24 protein-coding genes are annotated in these 22,562 nt (G+C 61.9%); 10 read left to right on the top strand and 14 right to left on the bottom strand.

The window, feature by feature from the left end:
• Positions 1–58: 58 nt before the first annotated feature.
• Entirely contained in the window at positions 59–1,363 is a 1,305-nt protein-coding gene (locus FS507_RS11210; RefSeq protein WP_222121419.1) for an MFS transporter, read from the bottom strand.
• A 126-nt stretch (positions 1,364–1,489) separates the two neighbouring features.
• Here FS507_RS11210 and FS507_RS11215 point away from each other — a divergent pair, with 126 nt between their 5' ends.
• Positions 1,490–1,810 carry an ArsR/SmtB family transcription factor gene (locus FS507_RS11215; protein ID WP_260853345.1) on the top strand — a complete coding sequence of 107 codons (321 nt, stop codon included), beginning with the start codon at positions 1,490–1,492 and terminating at the stop codon, positions 1,808–1,810.
• 63 nt (positions 1,811–1,873) lie between these two features.
• On the opposite strand, the gene FS507_RS11220 is transcribed toward FS507_RS11215, so the two are convergent.
• Complete coding sequence (locus tag FS507_RS11220; protein WP_145942866.1) at positions 1,874–2,788, bottom strand: Fic/DOC family protein; 915 nt, start codon at positions 2,786–2,788, stop codon at positions 1,874–1,876.
• Positions 2,789–2,840: 52 nt separating this feature from the next.
• Positions 2,841–3,602, bottom strand: coding sequence for an ArsR/SmtB family transcription factor (locus FS507_RS11225; RefSeq protein ID WP_145942867.1), 762 nt, complete (start codon positions 3,600–3,602; stop codon positions 2,841–2,843).
• 65 nt (positions 3,603–3,667) lie between these two features.
• On the opposite strand from FS507_RS11225, the gene FS507_RS11230 reads away from it, so the two are divergent.
• On the top strand, positions 3,668–4,564 hold the full coding sequence (locus FS507_RS11230) for an MFS transporter (RefSeq protein WP_145942868.1): 897 nt from the start codon (positions 3,668–3,670) through the stop codon (positions 4,562–4,564).
• Between the two features lie 72 nt (positions 4,565–4,636).
• Here the strand turns inward: FS507_RS11230 and FS507_RS11235 are convergent, their stop codons facing one another.
• Positions 4,637–5,551, bottom strand: a complete 915-nt coding sequence (locus FS507_RS11235) for an EamA family transporter (RefSeq protein ID WP_186314653.1) — start codon at positions 5,549–5,551, stop codon at positions 4,637–4,639.
• 107 nt (positions 5,552–5,658) lie between these two features.
• On the opposite strand from FS507_RS11235, the gene FS507_RS11240 reads away from it, so the two are divergent.
• The 4 genes from FS507_RS11240 (at position 5,659) to FS507_RS11255 (ending at position 8,970) form a co-directional block, all read left to right on the top strand.
• The gene (locus FS507_RS11240) at positions 5,659–6,591 is read left to right on the top strand and encodes a LysR substrate-binding domain-containing protein (protein ID WP_145942870.1); all 933 of its coding nucleotides are present in this window, start codon (positions 5,659–5,661) and stop codon (positions 6,589–6,591) included.
• Entirely contained in the window at positions 6,588–7,814 is a 1,227-nt protein-coding gene (locus FS507_RS11245; protein ID WP_145942871.1) for a sensor histidine kinase, read from the top strand. The genes FS507_RS11240 and FS507_RS11245 overlap by 4 nt, the downstream gene beginning before the upstream one ends.
• Before the next feature lies 1 nt (position 7,815).
• Positions 7,816–8,472 (top strand): response regulator, encoded by a 657-nt coding sequence (locus FS507_RS11250; protein WP_260853347.1) that lies wholly within the window; start codon positions 7,816–7,818, stop codon positions 8,470–8,472.
• Positions 8,473–8,586: 114 nt separating this feature from the next.
• On the top strand, positions 8,587–8,970 hold the full coding sequence (locus FS507_RS11255; RefSeq protein WP_145942873.1) for an SdpI family protein: 384 nt from the start codon (positions 8,587–8,589) through the stop codon (positions 8,968–8,970).
• Positions 8,971–9,066: 96 nt separating this feature from the next.
• Here the strand turns inward: FS507_RS11255 and FS507_RS11260 are convergent, their stop codons facing one another.
• Together FS507_RS11260 and FS507_RS11265 are read right to left on the bottom strand one after the other, a co-directional pair.
• Positions 9,067–9,741: an NAD(P)-dependent oxidoreductase gene (locus FS507_RS11260; RefSeq protein WP_145942874.1), complete on the bottom strand. Its 675-nt coding sequence runs from the start codon at positions 9,739–9,741 to the stop codon at positions 9,067–9,069.
• On the bottom strand, positions 9,738–10,952 hold the full coding sequence (locus FS507_RS11265; protein WP_145942875.1) for an MFS transporter: 1,215 nt from the start codon (positions 10,950–10,952) through the stop codon (positions 9,738–9,740). Before FS507_RS11265 ends, FS507_RS11260 begins: the two co-directional genes overlap by 4 nt.
• A 105-nt stretch (positions 10,953–11,057) precedes the next feature.
• On the opposite strand from FS507_RS11265, the gene FS507_RS11270 reads away from it, so the two are divergent.
• Positions 11,058–11,651 (top strand): TetR family transcriptional regulator, encoded by a 594-nt coding sequence (locus FS507_RS11270; RefSeq protein ID WP_145942876.1) that lies wholly within the window; start codon positions 11,058–11,060, stop codon positions 11,649–11,651.
• On the opposite strand, the gene FS507_RS11275 is transcribed toward FS507_RS11270, so the two are convergent.
• Entirely contained in the window at positions 11,652–12,461 is an 810-nt protein-coding gene (locus FS507_RS11275; protein ID WP_145942877.1) for a TrmH family RNA methyltransferase, read from the bottom strand.
• Positions 12,462–12,641: 180 nt separating this feature from the next.
• A complete protein-coding gene (locus FS507_RS11280; RefSeq protein ID WP_145942878.1) occupies positions 12,642–13,646 on the bottom strand; it encodes a zinc-binding alcohol dehydrogenase family protein in 1,005 nt (334 codons plus the stop codon).
• Positions 13,647–13,717: 71 nt separating this feature from the next.
• Between FS507_RS11280 and FS507_RS11285 the strand changes: the two genes are divergently transcribed.
• A complete protein-coding gene (locus tag FS507_RS11285) occupies positions 13,718–14,068 on the top strand; it encodes a winged helix-turn-helix transcriptional regulator (protein ID WP_222121420.1) in 351 nt (116 codons plus the stop codon).
• A 3-nt stretch (positions 14,069–14,071) separates the two neighbouring features.
• Here FS507_RS11285 and FS507_RS11290 read toward each other — a convergent pair whose 3' ends face one another.
• The gene (locus FS507_RS11290) at positions 14,072–14,977 is read right to left on the bottom strand and encodes a LysR family transcriptional regulator (protein WP_145942879.1); all 906 of its coding nucleotides are present in this window, start codon (positions 14,975–14,977) and stop codon (positions 14,072–14,074) included.
• Between the two features lie 71 nt (positions 14,978–15,048).
• Here FS507_RS11290 and FS507_RS11295 point away from each other — a divergent pair, with 71 nt between their 5' ends.
• Both FS507_RS11295 and FS507_RS11300 read left to right on the top strand, forming a co-directional pair.
• The gene (locus tag FS507_RS11295; RefSeq protein ID WP_145942880.1) at positions 15,049–15,960 is read left to right on the top strand and encodes an EamA family transporter; all 912 of its coding nucleotides are present in this window, start codon (positions 15,049–15,051) and stop codon (positions 15,958–15,960) included.
• Between the two features lie 207 nt (positions 15,961–16,167).
• Entirely contained in the window at positions 16,168–16,338 is a 171-nt protein-coding gene (locus tag FS507_RS11300; protein ID WP_145942881.1) for a DUF4236 domain-containing protein, read from the top strand.
• Positions 16,339–16,567: 229 nt separating this feature from the next.
• On the opposite strand, the gene FS507_RS11305 is transcribed toward FS507_RS11300, so the two are convergent.
• From FS507_RS11305 to FS507_RS11320, 5 genes are all read right to left on the bottom strand, one after another.
• Positions 16,568–19,534 (bottom strand): amidohydrolase family protein, encoded by a 2,967-nt coding sequence (locus FS507_RS11305; protein ID WP_145942882.1) that lies wholly within the window; start codon positions 19,532–19,534, stop codon positions 16,568–16,570.
• Positions 19,535–19,601: 67 nt separating this feature from the next.
• Positions 19,602–19,763: a hypothetical protein gene (locus tag FS507_RS17605; RefSeq protein ID WP_186314654.1), complete on the bottom strand. Its 162-nt coding sequence runs from the start codon at positions 19,761–19,763 to the stop codon at positions 19,602–19,604.
• A gap of 255 nt (positions 19,764–20,018) precedes the next feature.
• Positions 20,019–20,846 carry an SDR family NAD(P)-dependent oxidoreductase gene (locus tag FS507_RS11310; RefSeq protein WP_145942883.1) on the bottom strand — a complete coding sequence of 276 codons (828 nt, stop codon included), beginning with the start codon at positions 20,844–20,846 and terminating at the stop codon, positions 20,019–20,021.
• Complete coding sequence (locus tag FS507_RS11315; RefSeq protein WP_145942884.1) at positions 20,843–21,778, bottom strand: SDR family NAD(P)-dependent oxidoreductase; 936 nt, start codon at positions 21,776–21,778, stop codon at positions 20,843–20,845. Before FS507_RS11315 ends, FS507_RS11310 begins: the two co-directional genes overlap by 4 nt.
• 17 nt (positions 21,779–21,795) lie before the next feature.
• The gene (locus FS507_RS11320; protein WP_186314655.1) at positions 21,796–22,431 is read right to left on the bottom strand and encodes a TetR/AcrR family transcriptional regulator; all 636 of its coding nucleotides are present in this window, start codon (positions 22,429–22,431) and stop codon (positions 21,796–21,798) included.
• Positions 22,432–22,562: the final 131 nt, after the last annotated feature.

Consider the following 22,562-nt stretch of genomic DNA (forward strand, 5'->3'; position numbering starts at 1 on the left):
GACAGCGTACCGTAAGCCTTACCCTCGCGATGAGCGTCTCATGGCGCGCGGACGACCGTCATTGTCGGGAGTGCAACATGTCCGTGGCCGCCTCGGCCGCCGCATTCTCCCGAGATGTGCGGACCGACACTCGGTGAATGATGACGAAGACGATCCCGAGCAGCACTACCAGGCCGACCATGGTCAGCGCGGCGGCGACGAGACCGTCGTGGTAGATCCAGGGGTGTCCGCTGCCACCGGACGCGACCAGTTGGCCTGTGTTTCCGGGCAATGCGTTGGTGACGATCGCGGCGAGAATCGCGGCATAGGCGGCGACGAAAACAGCTTCCGAGCCGATTCGCAACAGGTTGATGACTCCGGACGCGGCACCGGCACGCTCTGAGGGCACGGCGGCAAGCGCTTCGGCGTCGACGAATCCCAGCGGCAGTCCGAAACCCAGGCCGAGCAAGACCATGGGGGCGACACCTGCCGCGACGGGGAGATCCGGGCGCAGGAGGAGGACGACGCCAACGCCACCGATGACGAGCATGGCGAAGGAGGCTGCGATAACACCAGTGGGTGTAGCTCGCCCGGACTGCATGATGCGGTGCATCAGTGTCGGAGCGATGAGGACCGGGACTGTCATCGTGAGCATCAGGGCACCGATCGCGCCGGCGGACAGGTTGTGAATCGCCCCGAGTGCACTGGGGAGGTAGGTCAGGAACGTCACGAACCCGATGGCGCCGGCGACTGGCACGAGCGTCATGGCGAGGAACCTCGGTGCCTTCAACGCCGAGAAGTCCAGGAGCTGGCGCAGCGACGTTTCGCCGCGACCGAGCTGAGGCAGCCGGGTGGACCCCAGCAGGGCAATGACCAGGACGATGGCCTGCACGGTGAAGATTCCGCGCCAGCCCCAGACGGAGAGCAGCATGCCGGAGATCGCCGGGCCGGCAGCCAGTCCGAGCCCGTTGATCGTGCCGAACAAGGCGAATGCCTTGGCCCGGGCGGGGCCCTCGAACAGGTACGTCATCAACGGTGCTGCTCCGGTGAGCACGGCCGCCGATCCGATACCGGCGATCACCCGTCCGGTGTCGAGTATGTCCAGCGTGGGTGCCAGTGCACTGATGACGCCGCCGGCGGCGGCGATCACGATGCCGATACGGAAGGAGCGGGTGTATCCGATGCGGTCAGAGAAGGCTCCCCAGGCGATGGTGCAGATGGCGAAAGAGACGTTAAAGCCGTTGACGACCCATTGCAGTGGGGCCGGGTCGGATCCGAGGTCTGCGGCGATGCCGGGAAGTGCCACGGCAGTACCGGAGATGGACAACGGGATGACGAACTGTGCGAACAGGATCACTGTCAGCAGTAGTCGGGGACGGGGCATGAACACTCCTGTGGTTCGATGAGTATCTAAGGTTCGATTATCGACGAACCTATGCAAGCACGTCCATGAGGTACGATGCAAGACGAACCTTCAGTAGTGCATCGAAAGACGCAGAGAGGAAGTGCCGTGACCAGTCAGTCGCAGCCCTCGGAGCCGGACGAGATCGAACTCGGCGCAGTGTTGTCAGCGCTGGCCGATCCACACCGCAGGCGGGTCATCAGAGCGCTGGTCCACGATGCTGACGGCAGTGAGCGTTCCTGCACGAGCTTCGGGTTGGGCCTGTCGAAATCCACGAGGAGTCACCACTTCAAGGTGCTCCGGGAGGCGGGGCTGGTGAGTCAGGTGGACCGTGGCAACAGGAGCGGGGTGACTCTTCGCCGCCAAGATCTCGATGTGCGCTTCCCTGGACTGCTTGCGCTGATCGGCGATGAGGCGGAAGCCGACTGATCCCCAGTCACTCAGGGCGCCAGTAGCCCCTGCATCAGATGGAAATGAACTCTCACCCGCTCCTCACGGGCGGAAACTCTGACCCGCTCCCTCCGCTCGGGAGCTGTCCGGTCCCGACGCCACCAGACGGTAGACCTGTCGCAGTGGCGTCGAGTCGGTGTGAATCCCGGAAGGATCCAGGAACGTTGCTGCCGAGGCACGGATCCAGTCTTCGCAACTGACCCGGTTGAAGTGCAGTTCCACGCCGTGCTGATGCGCGAGATCATTCATGAACAACCGGGAGACCCTCCCGTTGCCGTCCCGGAACGGATGGGCGAAGTTCAGGTCGGTGTGAATGTCGGCCAACGCATCCACAGTCTGTTCGAACGTGGCGTCCTCCCAGGCGACCCCGTCGATGGAGCGGTCGAGCTGGCGCATGTACATGCTCATGCTGTGGTGGTCGCCGAACCCGTGCGTGCCTTTCATCATGTTGACCACCCGCGGCTGGCCGGCCCATGCGTAGATCTCCGCGAACAGCATGTGGTGGATCGACGACAGACGGTCGCTGGTGCTCTCCCCTTCGGCCGCGAGCTCCCCGCGGGCGAATGTCAACCCCCGACCTGTCGCCACCACATGTTCAACGGCGCTGAGGCGGGCGTCGTCCCGGATGCCGAGGTGGTTCCGCATCACCGTGGTGCCGGGGTAGAAGTAGCTCCTCCAGACATCAGGTTCGGGCGCGGGCTCCTTCGCCCGCCCTGGCGTGCCACCGTCGTCGGCGAACCCGTCGACCTCTGTACTCGTCAGGTAGGACGGGCCGTCGCGCTGACTACGATCCGCCAGACTCTGCATGTCCGCCACGGTGGGCTCCCAGCCCTCCAGGACGCTGCTGTGGGCTGCTTCGATGATCGGCTCGACGTCGGTATCGCTCATAACGTCGAACACCTCGGAAAATACGGCACGGTAACCGTTGATACCGGTCAGTGTGGTGAAATCCGTCATGGTCAGCGCCTTTCCGTGAAGTGCGGACCCCAATTCTACGGCCCCGTGCCACCTACCGCGAGGGCTTCTCGCAGAGGTCCACACCGAACAATTCCTCCAACGCGTCGCGACCGTCGTCACTGAGCTGCATGGCCCGCGAGTGCGGTGCAGGACGGAGCCAGCCCCGGTCGCGACAGACACTGAGGATCGCTCTACCAGGAGCCCCGGCGAGGTGGTGACGGTGTTCGGTCCAGTCCACGCAGCACCGTGCCGCGCTGCCGGCGGATACGGTGATACCGAGCCGACCGAGGAACTCGGATCCGGGCCGGGTGACCGTCACAGCGATCGGATCAAGCACGTGGTCGGGCGGGTTGTCTGCCGTCGCCAGCGGCTCGTCTTCCGGGGCGACGACGTAGCCGTCCCGCGCCATGGCACCGGTGATCGCCACCGCCAGGCGTCCGCCGAGATGGTCATAACAGTGTCGGGCGCGACGGACGACGCGGGCGCGGGTGTCGGCACGCAATGAGCTGATCGTGAGCGTCGGCGCGATCCGCGCCATCACCTCAACCAGCTCCGCCACCGTGGCGTCGGCGAGCCGGTAGTAGCGGTACCTGCCGTGTTTCTCGGCGACGATCATTCCTCCGTCGACAAGTCGTGCGAGGTGCCCGCTCATCGTGGAGTTCGCCACCCCAGCTTCCCGTGCGAGCATCGACGCCGGCAGCCATCGGCCGTCGAGAAGTGCCATCAATGCCTTCGCACGTGGCGGCTCGGCGATCAGTTTCGCGACGGCGCTGAGGTCCGCTTCGCCATGGTGCTGTCGCTCGTTGCTGTGCATGCCTCGATCGTAGAACGGTGATGTTTCGGGCCGGCCCGAACTGATTCAGTCTTAGTCTTCCGGACATGTCTTACTCCGTATCCACCTCCACCCCACGGCATCGCCGGACGATGTTCGTGTGCTCCGGGTTCGCACTGTTCGCCCTCATCGTCGGTACGAACATGCCGTCGCCGTTCTACGCCGTGTACGCCGAACGATTCGACTTCTCCCCGCTGACGCTCACTCTGATCTTTGCCGCATACACCGGTGCGCTGATCCCCACCCCGACGCGTACGACGTACCTGATCGAAGTCGGCGTCCTGCTGCTCGCTGCCGTCGGCCTGTTCTCCCTCCCGGCTGACCTGGGACGCACCGGCGCACATTGGCACCCGCGACTGCCACAGATTCCGCAGATTCCGGCCCAGAAGCGTGCCTTCTTCACCGCCTGTGCCGTCAGCTTCACCGGGTGGGCCGTGACGGCAGTGTTCCTCTCCATCGTGCCGACATATGTCACGACATTGACGGGGAATGATTCATTGCTGGTTGCAGGCATGGCCGCCGGACTGGTGCTGGTGGTTGCCGCCGCGATCCAGCCTGTCGTCGCTCATCTCCGCGGAGACACTCTGGAACGTTCCGGTCTGATGGCCCTCGCACTCGGCCTGGTGGCACTTCTCGTTGCAGGGATAACGCAGTCGATTGGTGTGGTTCTGGCCTCCGCAGTGATTGCAGGAGTAGGGCAGGGGATGGGGTTCATGGGAGCGATGCGGCAGAGCGCGGACGCGGCGCCGGACGGCACTGAGGCCGCAACAGCGTCCGCGTTCTATGTCGCGACCTACGCGGGCGTCGGACTACCGACCATCGGCGTGGGGTTTCTTGCAACGTGGCTCGGCACGGTGACGGCCGTCGATATCTTCGCCGGCGTGATCCTGGTGCTCAGTGTCGGTGTCGTGTGCACGGTCCAGCCGGTACATGCAGACAACTAATCCGAGTACTCCGAGTACATCGTTTGGGCCGCTACATGTTGCGGAGTAGTGAACGTTACTGGGACTACGAAGTTAGCTGGCGATGTTGATCACCGGTAGGGCGACCGCGGCGATAGCCAGGCCGGTGACCTGTAGGCGGCTGAGGCGTTCCTTGAGCACCAGCAGAGCGAGCAGCACAGGCAGTGCCGGGTAGAGAGCGATGGCGACCATTACTGGCGCCAGGGCGTCTGCCTCGCGGGTGGCGTACAAGTAGGAGACCATCGCCAGCGCGGCCAAGCCGCCTACAAGCGCTGCCTTGCCGGCGGCACTTCTTGTTCCAGAGGATGTATCACGTATGGGGCGCAGACCGAGTAGAAGCAGTAGCGGCAGGAAGCTGGCCAGTTGGCCGATCAACATTGGCATCGCTGGTTCAGGTGACGAGAGTCTACTCAGAGCGAACAGCTGGGTAGCGTAGCCGAGGCCAGCGATCAGTCCGTAGCCCACTGCGGCCCTATTAGGATTGCCGGCACGCTTTGCCGCGGTGACCGCCCGCAGCGGGGATGATTCCGAGGGGGACGTCGTTGAGGACTTCGGCGAAGTGGACGGTCGACCGAGCAGCCACGTTGCCGGAACGAGCGCCACAGCAGCCACTATCAGCAAGGGCTCTACATGGTCTCCGAGGACCAGTATCGCGAGGAGGAACGGTACTGTTACTGAGACGATGCTGGTCACCGGCACGACAACAGAAATGCGGTAAGCACGCATGCCTTCGTAAAGGGCACCGACACCGACCCCTGCCCCTAGTCCGGAAATGCCGCCCCAGATGAGGTCGTCGCTGCGCGGCCACGTATCCCAGGTCGTGACTGCCCAGGCTGCGAAGAGTACCGCACCGCCAGCTTGGGAGTATATGGCGACCTTCATTGCCGGTATCTGTCGGGTGAGGACGCCGTTGAAGAAGTGGGAGGCTCCGAACATGACCGCAGCAGCGAATCCCAGCAGCTCGCCCATTACCATCACCTTCTTGCTTAGGACTCGGACAGATTGACCCCATCCTCCCTACGGTGAATGTGAATGTCTAGTTCTTAATCTTCAACAGAACTGTTTACAATAGGGTCATGCTGGACAGGCGAATAGAACTGCTGCGGGTGTTGGAGAAAGCGGGCACGATCACAGAAGCCGCGGAACTGTTGCAGCGCAGCGTCTCTGGATACTCCCGACAATTACGAAGTCTCGCTGACGAGTTGGGGTTTGAGTTATTGGAACACCAGGGGAGGGGCGTGCGGTTGACTACGGCGGCAAAACGTCTGGTTGAGTTCGCCAATGACACTGTCGCAGCCTGGGAGAAAACGAAGGCATCGTTGACCGAAGATGCAGCTCAGGTCACTGGACTCTTGCGGATAGGGGCCCACCCGACCGCACTGTCACAACTGGTGATTCCACACCTGCGTGAAATGGAGGCGCAGTACCCGCTGCTTCAGTTCAGACTCTCCGAAGTCGAAGTCCCCGAGTGCTTTGACCAGTTGGTTGTTGATGAGCTCGATGTTTGTATTGTCGTCGCTCATGCTGGTGTGCCACCTGTCGGCGACCGGCGTTTCTACCAGCAGCGGCTGGTGGAGGAACCCATTGATGCGCTTGTCAGCTCCACCAGTTCGCTTGCAGAGCGGAAGACCATTGAGCTGTCAGAACTGAGCGGGTATCCGTGGGTACTGCCTGGCGTCGGTCAGCCGGGACGTGACGAGATTTTGGGTGCCTGCCACGCTGCGGGTTTCGTGCCTTCAGCCACTCATCACGGGCACACTACCCAGTCGGTGGCTGATCTGATCGAAGCTACTGGTGCAGTCAGCCTGACCTCCCGATTCGCACGCTATGGTGCTCAAGCGGTGCGGATACCCGTGGCGGGCCAGCCTGCACCATCGCGTCAGCTCCTGATCTGTACCCGTAAAGGCTCGGAAACCATCGCCCCGGTACAGACCCTAAGACAACTCACCACTGATAGATTGCTCGTGAAGCACGACGAAGGTGGAGATCGAGAAGAGAGGACGCTATGACAGCTGTTGGCACAGAAACGGACAACTCATCGTTGGTGACAGTTGCAAAGCGGAATCGCACAGGACCGAAGCTTTCTAGGGAAAAGCACCATGACTTTCTGATCGATTTACCCCTGATCTTATTAATGGTGTTTCTACCACTGCTGGCTCTGCTGATGAGCCGTCCAGACAAGTGGGGGTGGACATTCGTCTCCGTACTGATGGCCGGCGTCGTTCTTCTGTGGCACAGGAACTACCCACTCGTCGCACTGGTCGTAGTGGCCTTGGGGGCTGCAGTAGCGCAGACCGGTAGTCTGACAATGATTCTCTGCGTCGCAGTGTTTCTGGTCGCCGTCCGCAGCGGTTTGGCGACGGCGCTTTTCGGCTATTGCATCGGGGTTGTCCTTCCTCTCCTCGGTACAACTGTCAAAATCATGCTCGGAGCCTTTGCGCCTCCGGTCACCAGCGATCCTCCACCGGTAGGAGTGGGTACCAGCGTCGTTGATCCCTACGTAGTCGTGGCGTTGGCAGCGGGGGTGGCGGTGCGGCATCTGCATCAACGAAATCAGGCCAAACTAGAACTCGTCGTACAACGCGAAAGCCATGCTCGTGCGGTGGAGCGCTCGCGGATCTCCACAGAGGTGCACGATGTCATCGGCCACGCGCTGACCGTCATGGTCGCCCTTTCCAACGGTGCACGCTCTGGGTGGGAAGCCGATCCGGAGCGTTCTCGCCATGCTCTGGATCAACTAGGAGAGGTCGGCCGTACAGCTCTGGACGATATGCGGCGTACCCTCGCGATCTTGCGCGAAGCCGATGATGGTCTCGGCGACGCACGATATGGTTTCGATTCTGACCCTTCTTCTCTGGATAATCTGGTAGACGGGTTCCGGGAAGCCGGACTTCCTGTGCACCTGACACAGAGCGGAGATCCCGTGCCTGAGGACGCCGTGCTGACCGCGACGATCTATCGGATCGTCCAGGAAGGCCTCACCAATGCGCTGCGTCACGCGAGCGGGGCTACCGAGGTGACGGTGGAGATTGCTGTCTGCGGTAGCGAGGTAAATATTTCGATCCTTGATGACGGGCGGCCCGCTCAAGCTTCATACGTTGGCACGGGGCGCGGCTTGATCGGTATTGCCACCCGTGCCGCTAGTTTCGAGGGCACCAGCAGTACAGGCCCGCGATCGCCCAGGGGTTGGCAAACGCGGGCTACTCTCCGGATAGGCCAGATCAGTGATTAGGGTGCTCATCGCCGACGACCAGGCGCCGGCCAGGCTGGGGAATGCACTGGTACTCGATAGCGCCGCTGACCTGACCGTCATCGGTGAGGTGGCTACAGGTGAGGAAGCAGTCACGTTCGTTGAAGAGAACCTTCCCGATGTGGTGTTGATGGATGTTCGAATGCCCGGCGCCGGCGGGATCGAGGCGACGCGAACCATTGTCACCAAGTACGCCGAAACGAAGATCGTGGCGTTGACTTCGTTCGATCTGGACGACTACGCTTTCGGCGCATTAGAAGCCGGTGCAAGTGGATTCCTACTGAAAACGGCAACGCCAGTGCAGTTACGCGAGGCGATCCGCGTCGCGCATCGGGGCGAAGCCGTCGTTGAACCTCGAATCACAAGGATGCTCATCGAGCAGGCCCTACCGCGGCGACAACGACCGAATCTGGATGAGGCGGATGTGCTGGACGTGCTGAGCCCTCGTGAGTACGACGTGTTCGTCGCTATTGCCTCGGGTATGACAAATGGGGAGATCAGTCACCGGCTCTTTCTTAGTCCGGCAACGGTAAAGAGTCATATCAACCGGATCTTTAGGAAACTCGGTCTGCGGGACAGAGTGCATGCGGTGATTCTCGCCCAGCGGCTGGGCATCACGAACACCTCTGGCAGAGGCTAACCGAGTGCGGTCATGATGTGAGGTTCAACCTGTGGTTGGTAGTCAGCTGACATGTGATCTCCGTAGCGTGAAGGGCAACGTAAGATCTGTACGCGCTCTTCTGTAGGAGTTTTCATGCCTGAGGTAGTAATCTTCGCTCTCCTGATTGTAGTGGTCGGCGGGCTGACGCTGTGGTGGGCACGCGCTTGCCAGAGGGGCACTGTACGCCAGAACTTCATTCTGGGTTACCGCACCCCGTACACACTCCGGAATCAGGATGCATGGGTTGCCGCGCACAAAGCCTACGCACCCTACGCCTACACCGCTGGCACCGGCACGATCGGTGCAGCATCCGCAGGGGTCATCGCAGGGCTACTTTCCTTCGATGTCTGGGGTTCAGTATTGGTCGGCGGCGGCGTTATCTGGTTGATCTTCTGGATACTGGTCGGTGGTTTCGCGACGATGGTCGCTGTCAGTCGGCATAAGCGTGCCCGGACGGACCAAAAAGGGGATTCCTAGGAACAGCATGCCAGAACGAAGGCGAACAGTGTTTGCTTTGTTCGTCGGGTGATCGCTGGACGTCTTTCCCCGCTGCCGACCTGTTGCCCTATACGTTCAACTCTTTCGTGTTGGAGTAGGCCACGCGATCAGGCGGGTCCCGTTGAGATTGTCCGTAGCTGCGTCTGCCACCGCGGCACCGAAATCCGCGTAGCTGACTGCTCGCCTGGTGAAAGCACTCTCATCCGGGCCGGGGACACTCCGTTCCCAACGCCCTGTCGCAGCGCCGTCGGGATCATAGGTTGGCGGAGGAATCAGATATGCCCATTCACCTCCGGTGTGTGCGGTCTCGAGGTGATCGCGGAGGGCGGCGTGCGCGCGACCACGGGGGAGAGTGGTGTGAGGAAACGTCGGACTTTCCCAGAAACGATGCCCTCCGGGGAGCCGTAGGGCACCGGCTCCGCCGACGGTAACAATCCTCGGGGCCTTCCCGCGGGCTTGTCGGCCTGCGGCGAGGATCCGATCGTGCAGTGTGACGAGACCGTCCGTGGGGATGTTGCCGCGGAGACGTATCGCATTGACGACGACCTCGACGGTGTCCAATGCATTCCGGAGGCTGATTTCGTCGTTGATGTCGACCCTCACACGGGCCGGTGGTTTTTTCAGGGCGGGGAGCCGGGCCCCATCTTCCGGTGCGCGTAGCGCGACGATTGTGGTCACGTCCGGAGGCAGGTTACTGAGCACGGCGGATCCGGTTCTCCCAGTGGCGCCGAGTACGAGAATGCTGGTCATGACGGTGCTCCTACGGTCGTTCGCTCGAGCCGGGTGAAACCAGTCAGATACAGGACAGCGATCACCATGAGAACGGCGAGGCCGAGCAATAGGAAAGGAAAACTCAGGCCCAGTTGCGCAGTGAGTGGGCCGAGGCTCGCTCCGAGGAAGAGAACGAAGCCGTTGAGCGCCATGCCACCGGCGCGGTTCGGTGCCGCGCTCTCGCCGAACAGGGTGATCATCGACGGGACAGCGAACGCCACGCCGGTCACGAACACCAGACTGCAAAAACCCGTCCCTACCAGCGTCCCGGAGAGTGCTGCCTCCAGAAGCAGCCCGGCGGCGGCGAGCGCGAATCCTGCTCTGGCAACCCCCGCGGTTCCGAGTTTCCGCGCGAACGTGCCAGCGATGAGCGAGACGAACATCCCCGGTAATCCGACCAGACGTAACCAGATCACCTGGGAGGAGTCGAGTCCCAGACTGGACAGATGTGGGCCGAGGCCGGTGTACATTGCCACGAACGAGAGGAGCAGCGTCAGGTGTGCGGCGCTCAACAGCATGACCGCAGGACGGGTTGCAACCTTTGCCACCGCAGCGAACCGGCGCTTCAGGTCTAGGCTGTCGGGTTGTCCGGAAGGTTCCGTTACCACGAGAACCACACCGATGAGACAGAGCGTGAGCATGATCCCGGAGAGGATGAACATCCACTCCCAGCCCAGGTGGAGGGCGACGAGCGAGGCAACTACCTGCCCGACGATTCCCGCGACGAGGAAGGCTGTCGACATCGCTCCGATCGCCGTGGCGCGGCGCGTCAAGGGCGTGGCTTCAGCAAGGTAGGCCAGGGCGACCGGCGCGAAACTCGACGCCGTCAGACCTTGCAGGCCACGTAGCACTGCCAACAGTGGTGCCGACGATGCGAACCCGCATGCGAGGGTTGCGACAGTCAGTGCGATCAGACCGATCACCATGATCCGTCGCCGCCCGTACTGGTCGGCCAACGGACCCCACACAAGGAACCCCACGGCGTAACAGATGCTGAAGACGGTGGAGAGGGCAAACGTGGCGTCCGTGCCGAGGTCAGCTCCTACTGGAGCGACGAGCGGGATCGCTGAGTACAACTGCGTGAGGACGAGCAGCGCTGTGACGACCAGGAGGGCAACGGTGCCACCAGTCGCCGGATATATCTGCTCGTCACTGTGTGCTGCCGCCTGATTTTCGGGATGATGAGCCATCACAACCTCTTTCCAACGTTTACGTTGGAGATGACCGTAGTACTCTGGTCGCAAAGAAGCAACGTTCGCGTTGGAGAAGCTGGACGACAGGAAGGACGCACACTGATGGCCTGGGACACCGAGGGGACCAAACGGAGGATTCTCGATGCCGCGGTGGCTGAGTTCGCGGCCCACGGCCCGGACGGCACAACGGTCGAGAAGATCGCCAAGGTGTCCGGGGCAAACAAGGAGCGGGTGTACAACTACTTCGGGGGGAAGCGAGCCCTGTTCGCCCGGGTTTTGCGTGAGGAGCTCGCCAAGGTTGCCCAGGCGGTGCCGGTGGAGTCCTTCGCTGTGGAGGACGTGGGGGAATACGCAGGGCGGGTGTACGACTATCACCGTGAGCGGCCCGAGCTGACCCGTCTGCTGCGGTGGGAGGGGTTGGTCTTCGACGCGGAGGTTCCGGATGAGGAACAGCGACGTGACTATTACGGGTACAAGACTGCGGCCGTGGTGGCAGGGCAGGAGGCCGGGACTGTCACCAAGGACATCGGGGCTGATCACCTGATGATGATGATTCTGGCCCTGGCCGGGTGGTGGTCGGCTGTTCCTCAGGTGGCCCGCATGATCGCCGGGCCAGACAGTGAAGAGGAGCATGCCCGCCGCCGCGCATCGGTGGTTGCCGCTGCCCGACGGCTGGCGAGCTCAAAGTTGGGCTGACTACGAACAGCGCGAGTGGGTGCGCTCGTGTAGTGCAATACCCGCCGAGACCGAGACATTGAGTGACTCAATGTCGTCCGACATCGCGATGGAGCACCGATAGTCGGCGATTCTGCTGATGTCAGTGGATACTCCCCGGCGCTCGCTGCCCAACACGATCGCCATTCGTTCCTTCACCCTCTGCAGAACCTCGATCGGCTCGGCGCACTCAGCTGCCAGTGTTGCTACAGGAATCTGCTGTCCGTGCAGGTAGTCGATGACGTCGCGTCGGGGCGCAATCACGGTAGGTAGGGTAAAAACCAGACCTCTGCTTGCCCTGATCAAGCGCCGATCGAACACAGTCCGTAGTCCACTATCCAGGAGAATGACCGCCGCGGCATTGAGACCTGCGGATGTTCTGATGATCGCGCCGATATTGCCGACCAGGCGCACGCCGTCAAGAACGATGACGTCACCGGAACCGTCAGAAAAGTCGCTGAGCTCACCCGGAGCAGGTGATTGTGCCAAGGCGAAAATGCGTGAGCGTTTTTCGTCGCCGAAGATCTTCCTGGTCACGGCGCTGGACAGCGTGTGGATCTGAACTTCGTGCAGTTCAGGCACCGCCTCGTCGATCGCGGCAGGGTCGCGACCTTCGGTGGTGTAGAGACTGTCGATCAGGACACCGCTGCGTGCTGCCTGGGCAATGTTCTGCAGGTCATCAATCAGAATGATTTTCGTCGTGGCGGCTCGACGTCGCACCACGTCCGTAATACGACGTGCCACCGGATGATAGGGGTTATCGATGGTCTGGTGGTGTGCTCGGGCCGCCATGTGGAGGACGTTCCGGTATGACGCGACGTGAGGGTCAAATCAGCATGCCGTTAATACAACTGAGACGGGCTGGAGTTGCCACCCCTGACTGTCCGAGGACGCGCGTGCTGCAGTCGTCAGGGCGGCCCTGGAGCCGTCTCATGCTGCTGCACCGTCGCTATGACGAATAGGTTGCAGTGCCTACCATCCGTGGACGACAACTTTGCCGAGGGTACGACCGCCTTCGATGAGCTGGTGCGCGTGGCGCAGTGTCTCGGGCGAGATCGGGGAGAGGCTCTCGGTCATCGTCGTGCGTAGGTGGTTCTGGTCGACGAGGTCGGCCACGCGGTTCAGCAGGCGGTGCTGTTCAATCAAGTCCGTGGTCTGCTGGAGTGACCGGGTGAACATGAACTCCCAGTGCCAGGAGATGCTCTTGTCCTTCAACGGCGATACATCGCGGGGCCCGTCGTCAATCGCGACAATCTGACCGAATGGGCGGACGATCTGTGCGTAGGTCTCGATCTGCCCGTCGGAATGCGCGGTGAACAACCAGTCGACCCCGTCGGGGGCCGTGTCCAGCACCTGGGCCACCAGATCCCTGCGATGGTTGACGACGTGGTCCGCGCCCAGCTCGCGTACCCAGGACGCGCGCTCTTCGTCGGACGCGGTCGCGATCACCGTGACTCCCGGCAGCAAGGCCTGAGCCAGCTGCAGCATGATCGACCCGACGCCGCCGGTCGCACCGACAACAAGGAGGGTGCCGGTCGATTCTTCGGTGAGACCGAAGCGGTCGAACAGTGCTTCCCATGCTGTGATCGCTGTCAGCGGGAGGGCGGCAGCTGCGGCGAAGGAGAGGGAGGAGGGCTTGCGTCCGACGAGGCGTTCGTCGACAGTATGCAGGCGTTGGTTCGTCCCGGGGCGGTTGATGGTCCCGGCATAGAACACTTCATCGCCGGGCGAGAACAGCGTGACGTCTGTGCCGATCGCCTGGACGGTGCCAGCGGCGTCGTATCCGAGCACCTTGAAGCCGTCGCTGGGCGCACCGGCGCGGAGTTTCACGTCGACAGGGTTCACCGAGACCGCTTTGATCTCGACCAGCAGATCGTGCGGGCCGAGGTCGGGGACGGCGATCTCTCGTGAGATCAGCGCATTGTCGTTGGTGGCGGGAAGGTTGCTTTCGTAGCCGATGGCTGTCGTTGTACTCATGAGGTTCATGCTTCCCGCCGTGCACTGGTTACTGTCAAGAACCCTTGGTACCTTTCGGATACCATGCAGGGATGACCGTTACCCCGGATCCTTGTGAACGTAATGATGTGTACGCGGCGATGTGCCCGTGCCGGGACATGTTGGATCTGCTGGCCAACAAGTGGAGTGCGCTGGTGATCGGAGCCTTGGAGGACGGTCCGCAGCGCAACGGCTACCTGCGGCGACGATTGGAAGGCATCAGTCCTAAGGTCTTGTCTCAGACGCTCAAGCGGTTGGAAGCTCATGGGCTGCTCACCCGGACCGTGTATCCGGAGGTGCCGGCCCGGGTAGAGTATGAGTTGACGGCGCTGGGGGAGAGCGCGGCAGCACCGTTGAAGCATCTGCGGGACTGGGCCCAGCGTCACGGGAGGACCGAGGGATAGAGGTTATGGAGCTTGTGCCGCAGCGCTATCTGCAGCGCTGACAATGGTGGTCAGCAGCGTCTGGACCGCCCTGCGCTGGGCGCGGTCCCGGCGCATGATGGCGGACATGTACCGCACCGCCGGGACATCGGTGATCGGACGCAGCACGAGGCCGCCGTTTGCTCGGGTCGTGAACCGCGGAAGTACTGCAAGGTGGTTACTGCCCGCGACGATCGACTCGATCAGCCGGTTGTCTCGTACTCGCTGGACCACGTCCAACGGTGTGCCGAGGTTACGGGCGATCGAGGTGAGCACCGTGTCGAAGGGGTAGCCTTCCGGGACTCCGATCCACGTTTGATCGGCGACATCCGCGCTGCAGAGGCTCGGAGGCGAGGCGAGGTGGTGGGAGGATGACATTGCGATGTCCAGCGGTTCCGCCACCAGTCTGCGTACCGCAAGACCATCAGAACCGACGGGTGCCGGGCTGTCGAGGCTGTGGGCGATCACAATATCAAAATCAGCGGTCAGGCTCGCGAACTCAGACTCTGCGGGATCGATATCTGTGAGACGGACGTCGAGTCCGGCCCGTGTCGCAGCATTGAGCACCTGCGGGAAGACGAGCGTCGCGGCGCTGGGGAAAGCGGCAATATTGACCTGTCCTCCAGGATCATTGCGGTAGGCATCCCACCGGGCCTGGACAGTCGCCAGCACCTCGTTGAGTTCGGCTCCACCGGCTGCGAGGAGCCAGCCCGCCTCGGTGAGTCGCACACCTCGGCCATGTGGCGAGACCAACTGCATGCCTGCAGTGCGCTGTGCCGTGCGCAACTGCTGAGATACCGCGGAGACGGTTCGGTGGGTTGCGGCGGCGACGGCAGTCACGCTGCCGCGGTCGGCGAGTTCGCGTAGCAACTGCAGGTGTTTCACATCCATGTAGATAGCCTACGTAGTAACATCACAACTTTTCAGTTGTCCTGCATTGTTGGCGCGTTGACGATGGAAGCATGCCGATTCGACACGTACTGCTCGCCATCACGGTTGCTGCGCTGTGGGGAGTCAATTTCATAGCCATCGACGTTTCCTTGACTACCTATCCGCCGCTGTTGCTGGCGGCACTACGGTTCGGTCTGGTCGCCATCCCGACGGTGTTGTTCGTACGTCGTCCACAGGTGCCGTGGAGGTGGCTGATCGGCTATGGCGTGGGATTCGGAGTGCTCCAGTTCGGTTTCCTCTACTGGGGAATGGCCGCAGGGATGCCGACTGGACTGGCGTCCTTGGTGTTGCAGTCCTCAGCGCCGTTCACGGTGCTTCTGGGTGCGGTCTTCTTCAGGGAACGGCTGAGCGGCGCGCAGCTTGTCGGTATAGGTGTGGCTGTTCTCGGCCTGGCGGTGGTCGGGTGGCAGCGATCGGAATATGCGGCGTTGTTACCCTTCCTGCTGACATTGGTGGCGGGTCTGGGGTGGGCGATCGGCAATGTCTGCAACCGTCAGGCCCGGACGGCCGAGCCGTTCCGGCTGATGCTGTGGATGACGGTAATTCCCCCAGTGCCACTCGTAGCGCTCAGTTACCTCTTCGAAGGGCGCGACGGGATCGCTGACGCGATAACTACGGCGTTTACAACGGAAGGCTTGGGCCCGACAGCGGGTCTGTTGTTCACGGTGGTGATTGCCGTGGTTGCAGGCTCCGGGATCTGGACGTGGTTGATGTCCCGGCACCCTGCAAGTACCGTTGCGCCATTCTCACTCCTTGTTCCCGTGTTCGGGATGAGCTCGGCATGGCTCGTACTGGGGGAGACCGTGACTACGGGGGAATTGGTTGGGGGAGTGCTGGTCGTCGGAGGCGTTCTGTTGGGGACGGTGAGGCGTCTGCACACTACGGGCAGCTTCCGTCATATGCGAGTGGTAGATGAAAGTTGATGATTGTATTCATGTGGGTTTGGCCTCCTGCGCGTGCACTGCTGGTTCCTCCGGTTGTCGACAGCTTCGTGGCATGTTCGGCACGCTGGGCGACTGAGCGGTCTGTCGAATAGCTCGGGGGAAGCTAAGGAATGCGCCTTGCGTAATGTGGTATCTTATCTTTAAGTTCAATTATAGTAATCTTTTACTTAACCTCCAGGAGGAGACATGGGTTTATTCGTTCGGAAGCGGAAGAAGCTTGGCAAGAAAATGCATCTGAATGTGGGCAAGCGAGGAGCGTCGGTGTCGATGAAGGCTGGCCCGCTCTCGGTGTCGTCACGCGGTAACGCCTCTGTGCGTCTGGGGAAGGGCGTTGGCGCGCGTAAGAAGCTCTGGTAAATAGCTTGTGTGTGCCTCGTGTGGGCATACTTTCCAGGACTTGACCGGTACGGATCGCCCACTGGGACGGCTGGTTCACGTTGTCTCCTTAACTCTAGTGGATGATTGCATCATCCATTCCAGTGAGTTTGAGACGTCGATACATCAAACCGTGGTTCACAATCCACCGGAACTCGTCACCGAGATAGACCCGGTGGCGAGCTTCACGACCTACTGTAGGAGTGAGGACTCAGTGATCGTGCCCGTCGCCGTCACCCACCTCCAGGTGTTCCGGGCTGGCGACTGCGGCGTCAGTGCGCTCGTCGATGCGTGTTGCCGGCGGGACCGGGGCGGTGTCCGTGCGGTCGGGGGTATCAGGTGCATCGTCGGTAGTGTTGCTGAATGGTGCACCCAGGCCATCCGCCGTGTACACCTTGCCTCCGACCATGGTCAGCTGGACATTCATGAGGGTGTCGATGTCCTCGAGCGGGTTGCCGTCCACTGCGATGAGGTCGGCAACCTTGCCCGGCTCAAGCGTCCCAACGTCGGAATCGATCCCGAGGAAGCGTGCCGGATTTACCGTCGCTGCCCTGAGGGCGTCAGCAGGATCCCATCCGTAGCCCACCATCTCGCGCAAATTGGTGTGCATTCCGAGGCCTACGTGGTCCAAAGGAGCATCAGTGCCGACAAGGACCTGGGCACCGGCTTCTCGAGCACGGTCGAAGGCCTGGGCCTCGCGGCATTCCGCTGTCTGGCAGTCCGGATCCGACGGGTATTCGTCGTTCTCTCCGAAGGCTTCCATAAGCTCGTCCTGTTTCCAGGAGGGGAACAGCTGGAACTTAGGGTCCGAGGTGAGATCGTCGGCGAGCATGAAGTCTCCGCTGAAGAAGGTAGTCGTCATCGACCGATTACCTTCACCATAGATCGCCGGAATGTCGTCGTAGGTGTGCCCGGTCTCAGACTGGGTTCGTGCGTACCCGAGACGTTGCGTTGCCGCGAGGTGTGTGGTGCCGTCCTGGCCGAGGAACGTTCCCGGCGCCATGTAGTGGGAGGCAGAAGGTAGCCCACAGTCATGGGCGGTCTCGATGACTTTCTCCATCCCGGCAGCGGGCAGCCGCACGTAGGTCTTGAAGAAGTCGTAGTCCAGGTTCTCTGCCCGGTCCAGCTCACGCTGGATGTCTGCGTCACCGTCGGTGGGCCTCATGAAGTTGTAGTACACGCGGGAGCCGTCGACGGGTTCGCCGGTGGCATAGAACCTTGGGCCGGCACGCTTCCCGGCGTCGACTGCGTCGCGGTTTTCCATGGCGCGGTACGCCTGATCGCCGACCGAGAGGGTCGATGTCACGCCGTAGGCGAGGTTGATACGGCCCTGTCGGTCTCCGAAGAACCGTGACTCCAGCCCCTGGTGAATGTGAGCGTCCATCAGCCCGGGCATCACGGTCTTGTCTTTGAGGTCGATGACGTCGCCCTGGGGATCCTGTTCATCACGGTCGGTAATGGTGTCGATGCGGTTGTCTTTGACGACGATGTCGACATTTTCCCTCAGCGTGTCCGTCGTGCCGTCCCAGATGGCACCAGCCTGAATAGTCTGTGTGTCGGAGGCGATGTCGGGCTCGACGTCGAGAGGAACCTCAATGGTTTCGGCGTCCCCGGACTCCACGTCAGCCAGCTTCATCTCGTCACCGGAGAGGTAGAGGAGTCTTGACGAGTCGCCGCTCCACGATGGGGCATCAGCGATGTCGTCATTCAGGGGTTCCGGTTCGCCGGTGGCCTGTCCGCTGTCATCGACGTCCATGGTGAACAACTGTGAGTTGACGATGAACGCGAGCGACCTCCCGTCAGGAGACCAGACGGGTCCGTCGTCACCGCGGGTGGAGATGGAGGAGTCCTGCTCGCCGGGGGCTTGGAAGGTCTGTTCCCCGGACTCCACGTCAACGGTAAGAATCTGGCTGGTGCCCTCACGAAAGCGCTCTGAATACTCCTTGACGGCGGCCAATGCGATGGTGCTCCCGTCCTCGGACCATGTCGGACGGCCGGGGCCGAAAATCTCCGGTACCAGTTCACGGACATTGTTGTCTTCCCGGTCCAGAACGTAAGTGGCTCCGTCCTGGTCCTGGAAGGCCATGCGAGAACCGTCCGGCGAGAATGACGGGGCGACTTCCGCGCCGTCGATACTGGTGATGCGGGTCTCATCGTCGTTTTCAAGTGAGCGGACGTAGATGTCCTGGGTGCCGGCCTTGTCACTGGCATAGGCGATCTCCGTGCCGTCCGGGGAGAACACCGGGTCAACCTCGTGGAACTCGTCGTCGGTGATCTGTTCCGGCTCGCCATCGATCGGCATGTGCCAAACGTCGCCGAGGGCGACGAACAGTACGGACTTTCCGTCGGGAGACAGCTGTGGTGTCAGGACTGTAGCCTGCCGTGACTCGGTGTCGTCGAAATCGTGCGGCTTCTTGTCGTAGTCTGCACCCGGGATGGAGAAGGTCACCTCGAAAGGGATATCCTCCGCTTCGTCGGCATCGAAGGCCCGGTTGCGCAGTTTTCCGTCGGCGGTGTAGACGAGCTGATTATCACCGGTCCAGGACGGAGTGAAGGGGAAGACGTCTTCACCTTCAGTGACGGGTTTGTCGTCCAACATCAGGTCGGCGACGTTCTCATCGTGTCGCACCCAGGCGACGTGTTCGCCGTCAGGGCTCATAGCGGGAGCGTGGACGGTCACCCCCTCGTCTTCGCTGGCTTCTTCGTCAACCGGCTCTTCAGGGTCGGGGTCCCTGACGAGCGTCTCGGTATCGCCGTCCGGGTTCACCGTTGCGACCTCGTTACCGTTGACATAGACGATTTCTGTTCCGTCAGGGGACCACGATGGCTGGGTCTCATCTCCGGGATCGCTGGTCCATTGCGTGAACTCTCTGCTGTCAATGTCGATGGTCCAGATATCGTAGGAGCCTTTGTCGCGGTCGGAGGAGAACGCAATCTGTTTACCGTCCGGTGACCAGCGCGGTTCGCGGTAGTCGAAGTATCCGTCGGTGATCTTCTCCCTGTCTGAGCCGTCCGGTTCAGAGACCCAGATATCGAAGTCGCCGCCGTCGTAGGACTGGTAGACAATCCGTCCGTCGGGCCCCACGTGGGGACGGGCGACTTCGTGTTCCGGGTCGGAGAGTTTCTCTGCTTCACCACCGCCCTCCGGAACCCGGTAGAGCATGCCGTGAAGGTCCATAATCGTGGATCCGTCGGGGGCAGCCGTTGCGGTGATGTTTGTTCCCTCAGTGACCGTTACGTCTGCTTCACGGGGGGAGCGAGTCTTCAGCGTTGGCCTCCGGTTCACCGGAGTCGGAGCCAGCGGCGACTGCAAACCATACGATCAGAGCAATTATGGCGAGGGCGGCGACAATTATCCAGGGGAGTACGTTCTTTTTTCCTGCAGGAGGGGCATTGGTGTCAGTCATTTATACCTCTTGAGCGTCATGTTTCAACCAGGTGGTGGACGTGGTGTTTCCTGTGGTTTCATTCCGGCGAAACCATGAAGCAAATGGTAGTGACACGGATCACTCCCTGCAATAAGTATCCAATAAAAGATATATTGGTAACTTATGTCTTAATTATTTGATTGCGAAACCTGGATCATGAAAAATGGGGAGAGTGGAACAACTTAAGTAAGGGTTACCAATTCTCAAAGAGATGGATCAAATGTGATCCGGAAGTCACCACTCGATCCCCAGCATCTCGGCGCTCCGCTCCCAGTGACCCTGCACAATCGCGGGGTCATAGGCTTGCCGGTTCGTACGTCCGATTCGTCGGGGCGTCGCGTAGTACTTGCCCGACTGCCACGTCTCGTCCGGCCGTCCGTCGATGAAATGTCGGAGGCGCGCGCCGCCGCGTTCCGGCGAGACGAGAAACGTTTTCAGCGCGCCGTGGTAGATGCGTTGAAAGGAGCTGTCGGTGTCTGAGGCGAAGTTCGTCGCGACGATACCGGGATGGAATGCCACCGCAGAAAGCCCCTGCGCATGGAAACGTTCGTGCAGTCCCATGGTGAACAGGATGTTCGCCAGTTTGGCGTTGCCGTAGGCCAGGTTCGGCGAGAAGTCCTGCCAGGTGTTCAGATCGTCGAGAGTGATCCGGCCGAACAAGCGCGCGCCAATGCTGGAGGTGGCGACCACTGCCGCCTGACTGTCGACGAGGAGGTCGATCAACAGGTGCGTGAGCAGCGTCGGGGCGAGATGGTTGACCTGGAAGGTCATCTCGAACCCGTCCGGGGTCGCTGTGGGGCCTGAGAAGATCCCGCCGGCATTGTTCGCCAGGACGTCGATGCGATCGCAGGTCCTGCGGAGCGTCGCCGCGAGTTCGCGGACATCGTCCAGTCGGGTGAAGTCTGCGCAGTGGTAGTCGGCCCCGAGTTCATCGGCGACCGCCCGGGTTTTCTCCGGTGAGCGTCCGACGAGGACCAGTCGTGTATCGCTGTCGGCGAGTTGACGGCTGGCCGCGGCGCCGATTCCGTCGCTGGCTCCGGTGATCACGAGGGTGCGTGTCATGTGTTGTCCTCCTGGTGGATGAATGGTGTGGTGAGGCGTTCGACGGAATCCCACAGTCGTCGTTCGCGATCCGGGTCGTAGGACTCCGGTGAGGAGGCCGCGACATGGTCCCGGTCGATGTAGGCGCCACTCGGTGCGCGGATATCACCGACGACCGCCTCGGCGAGCAGTGCTCCGGCCTTCGCCGGTGTCGTAGCCAGTGGCGTCATCGTCAGTGCTGGCATGAGCCGTCTCATCGCGAACCGGGACAGTACGTCGGCGTCCCGCGTGAGGCCGGTGCCGGGGACCAGTCCGGGGTTGTATCCGTACACCGCTGGACCGGTGGGGAATCGGCGGGCGTATTCGTGGAGCAGGTGGATCGCGGCCAGTTTGCTGGTCGAATAGGCTGTGCGTCCGGCCCTGGTACGTCCCGGTGGTGAGAATGCGCCGGTGTGCGCCAGGATGTCGGTGGGTAACCACCGGGGTCCGGGCACCATGCCCAGGTTGTGGCGCAGATCCCCGAAGTGAGTGTCGCTGACGGTGACGACGACCCGGCCGCCGGGACGGACGTACTCGTGCAGCGTGCGGAACAGAATGTGGTTCGCCAGGACATTGACGGCGAACGTCGCCTCGAAGCCGTCGACAGTTTCTACCAGTGTTGACGTGTGCTGCACTCCGGCGTTGCAGACGATTGCACCCAGGGGCGGGAGATCGCCGGTGTCACAGCGGTGGGCGACGGTGGTCGCGGCCGCGTAGACGCTATGCAAAGACGCCAGATCGGTGGGAATGGCAGATACCGTTCCTTCCGCTTTCTGCAGGTCCGCGACGACATCTCTGGCATCGCCGCGGCTGAGGAGTACAAGGTGTGTGCCAGGCTGGCGGGTCAGCAGTCGCTGTGCCGCGACGCGACCGATGCCGCGGGTCGCTCCGGTCATCACGATGGTCTGGTTCATCGTATGGGGCAATGTTCTCACCTCTCCGGGGCAGGGTTGGGGAGCCCGTGGGATGGTGCTCCCGTGATCGCCTGGACGAGGAGGGAGACGTCCGCGTCCGGAAGGAGCCCGGTCGCGTCATCGGGGCCCATGAAAGCCGCCCGAGAGAGGATCGTGCCGATGATGAGATGGGTCGCGGAGTTCGCATCGCCGGCGAGTCGCTCGTCCCGCTCCTCGGCACGCTCGAGGACGGCGGCGAGGTGGTCACGGGTTGGTTCGAGCACACTGTGCCGGACGATGGCGGCGAGTTCGGGGTCGTGCGCAGCTTCCCCGACCAGTGCCACGAGCGTCGCTCCGACGGCTCCGGACAGCACGCGGCGCTTGTGGGCCAGCAATTCGATGAGATCGCCCTCCGTCGTTCCGGTGTCAACGTCGGCGCTTTCGGTCTCGGCGATCTGGGCTGCCGCAGCAAGGAGGAGGTCACGCTTCGAGGGCCACCGGCGGTACAGCGTCGCAGTCGAGACGCCGGCCCGCTTGGCGACAGCGGCGGTAGTCAGCGCGGCGTAGCCGTTCTCGGCCAGCAGCGCGAGGACGGCCTTCATGATCGCCGGCGTCAGCGTGGTGTTCACCGGGCGCCCTCGGGCGCTCCCGGGTTGGTCATCGGCGGCAGCCATGGCACCTTCCTTTTTCGATACGAAACGGGTTCGTTTCATAACCTAGTCGAACCGGTGTGACGCCGCAATCAGTACTCGGTTTGGACCATGACGGTGATAGATCATTGGCTCTGTAGTTAGACCATGATCTC

The sequence above is a fragment of the Corynebacterium glyciniphilum AJ 3170 genome (assembly GCF_007673095.1).
Classification (GTDB): domain Bacteria; phylum Actinomycetota; class Actinomycetes; order Mycobacteriales; family Mycobacteriaceae; genus Corynebacterium.

Bases quoted from the DNA above. Each gene is read 5' to 3' on its own strand.
- FS507_RS11210 (WP_222121419.1), bottom strand. From the start codon at position 1,363: ATGCCCCGTCCCCGACTACTGCTGACAGTGATCCTGTTCGCACAGTTC.
- FS507_RS11220 (WP_145942866.1), bottom strand. From the start codon at position 2,788: ATGACGGATTTCACCACACTGACCGGTATCAACGGTTACCGTGCCGTA.
- FS507_RS11225 (WP_145942867.1), bottom strand. From the start codon at position 3,602: ATGCACAGCAACGAGCGACAGCACCATGGCGAAGCGGACCTCAGCGCC.
- FS507_RS11230 (WP_145942868.1), top strand. From the start codon at position 3,668: ATGTCTTACTCCGTATCCACCTCCACCCCACGGCATCGCCGGACGATG.
- FS507_RS11235 (WP_186314653.1), bottom strand. From the start codon at position 5,551: ATGGGCGAGCTGCTGGGATTCGCTGCTGCGGTCATGTTCGGAGCCTCC.
- FS507_RS11240 (WP_145942870.1), top strand. From the start codon at position 5,659: ATGCTGGACAGGCGAATAGAACTGCTGCGGGTGTTGGAGAAAGCGGGC.
- FS507_RS11245 (WP_145942871.1), top strand. From the start codon at position 6,588: ATGACAGCTGTTGGCACAGAAACGGACAACTCATCGTTGGTGACAGTT.
- FS507_RS11255 (WP_145942873.1), top strand. From the start codon at position 8,587: ATGCCTGAGGTAGTAATCTTCGCTCTCCTGATTGTAGTGGTCGGCGGG.
- FS507_RS11260 (WP_145942874.1), bottom strand. From the start codon at position 9,741: ATGACCAGCATTCTCGTACTCGGCGCCACTGGGAGAACCGGATCCGCC.
- FS507_RS11265 (WP_145942875.1), bottom strand. From the start codon at position 10,952: ATGGCTCATCATCCCGAAAATCAGGCGGCAGCACACAGTGACGAGCAG.
- FS507_RS11270 (WP_145942876.1), top strand. From the start codon at position 11,058: ATGGCCTGGGACACCGAGGGGACCAAACGGAGGATTCTCGATGCCGCG.
- FS507_RS11275 (WP_145942877.1), bottom strand. From the start codon at position 12,461: ATGGCGGCCCGAGCACACCACCAGACCATCGATAACCCCTATCATCCG.
- FS507_RS11280 (WP_145942878.1), bottom strand. From the start codon at position 13,646: ATGAGTACAACGACAGCCATCGGCTACGAAAGCAACCTTCCCGCCACC.
- FS507_RS11285 (WP_222121420.1), top strand. From the start codon at position 13,718: ATGACCGTTACCCCGGATCCTTGTGAACGTAATGATGTGTACGCGGCG.
- FS507_RS11290 (WP_145942879.1), bottom strand. From the start codon at position 14,977: ATGGATGTGAAACACCTGCAGTTGCTACGCGAACTCGCCGACCGCGGC.
- FS507_RS11295 (WP_145942880.1), top strand. From the start codon at position 15,049: ATGCCGATTCGACACGTACTGCTCGCCATCACGGTTGCTGCGCTGTGG.
- FS507_RS11300 (WP_145942881.1), top strand. From the start codon at position 16,168: ATGGGTTTATTCGTTCGGAAGCGGAAGAAGCTTGGCAAGAAAATGCAT.
- FS507_RS11305 (WP_145942882.1), bottom strand. From the start codon at position 19,534: ATGGACCTTCACGGCATGCTCTACCGGGTTCCGGAGGGCGGTGGTGAA.
- FS507_RS17605 (WP_186314654.1), bottom strand. From the start codon at position 19,763: ATGACTGACACCAATGCCCCTCCTGCAGGAAAAAAGAACGTACTCCCC.
- FS507_RS11310 (WP_145942883.1), bottom strand. From the start codon at position 20,846: ATGACACGCACCCTCGTGATCACCGGAGCCAGCGACGGAATCGGCGCC.
- FS507_RS11315 (WP_145942884.1), bottom strand. From the start codon at position 21,778: ATGAACCAGACCATCGTGATGACCGGAGCGACCCGCGGCATCGGTCGC.
- FS507_RS11320 (WP_186314655.1), bottom strand. From the start codon at position 22,431: ATGGCTGCCGCCGATGACCAACCCGGGAGCGCCCGAGGGCGCCCGGTG.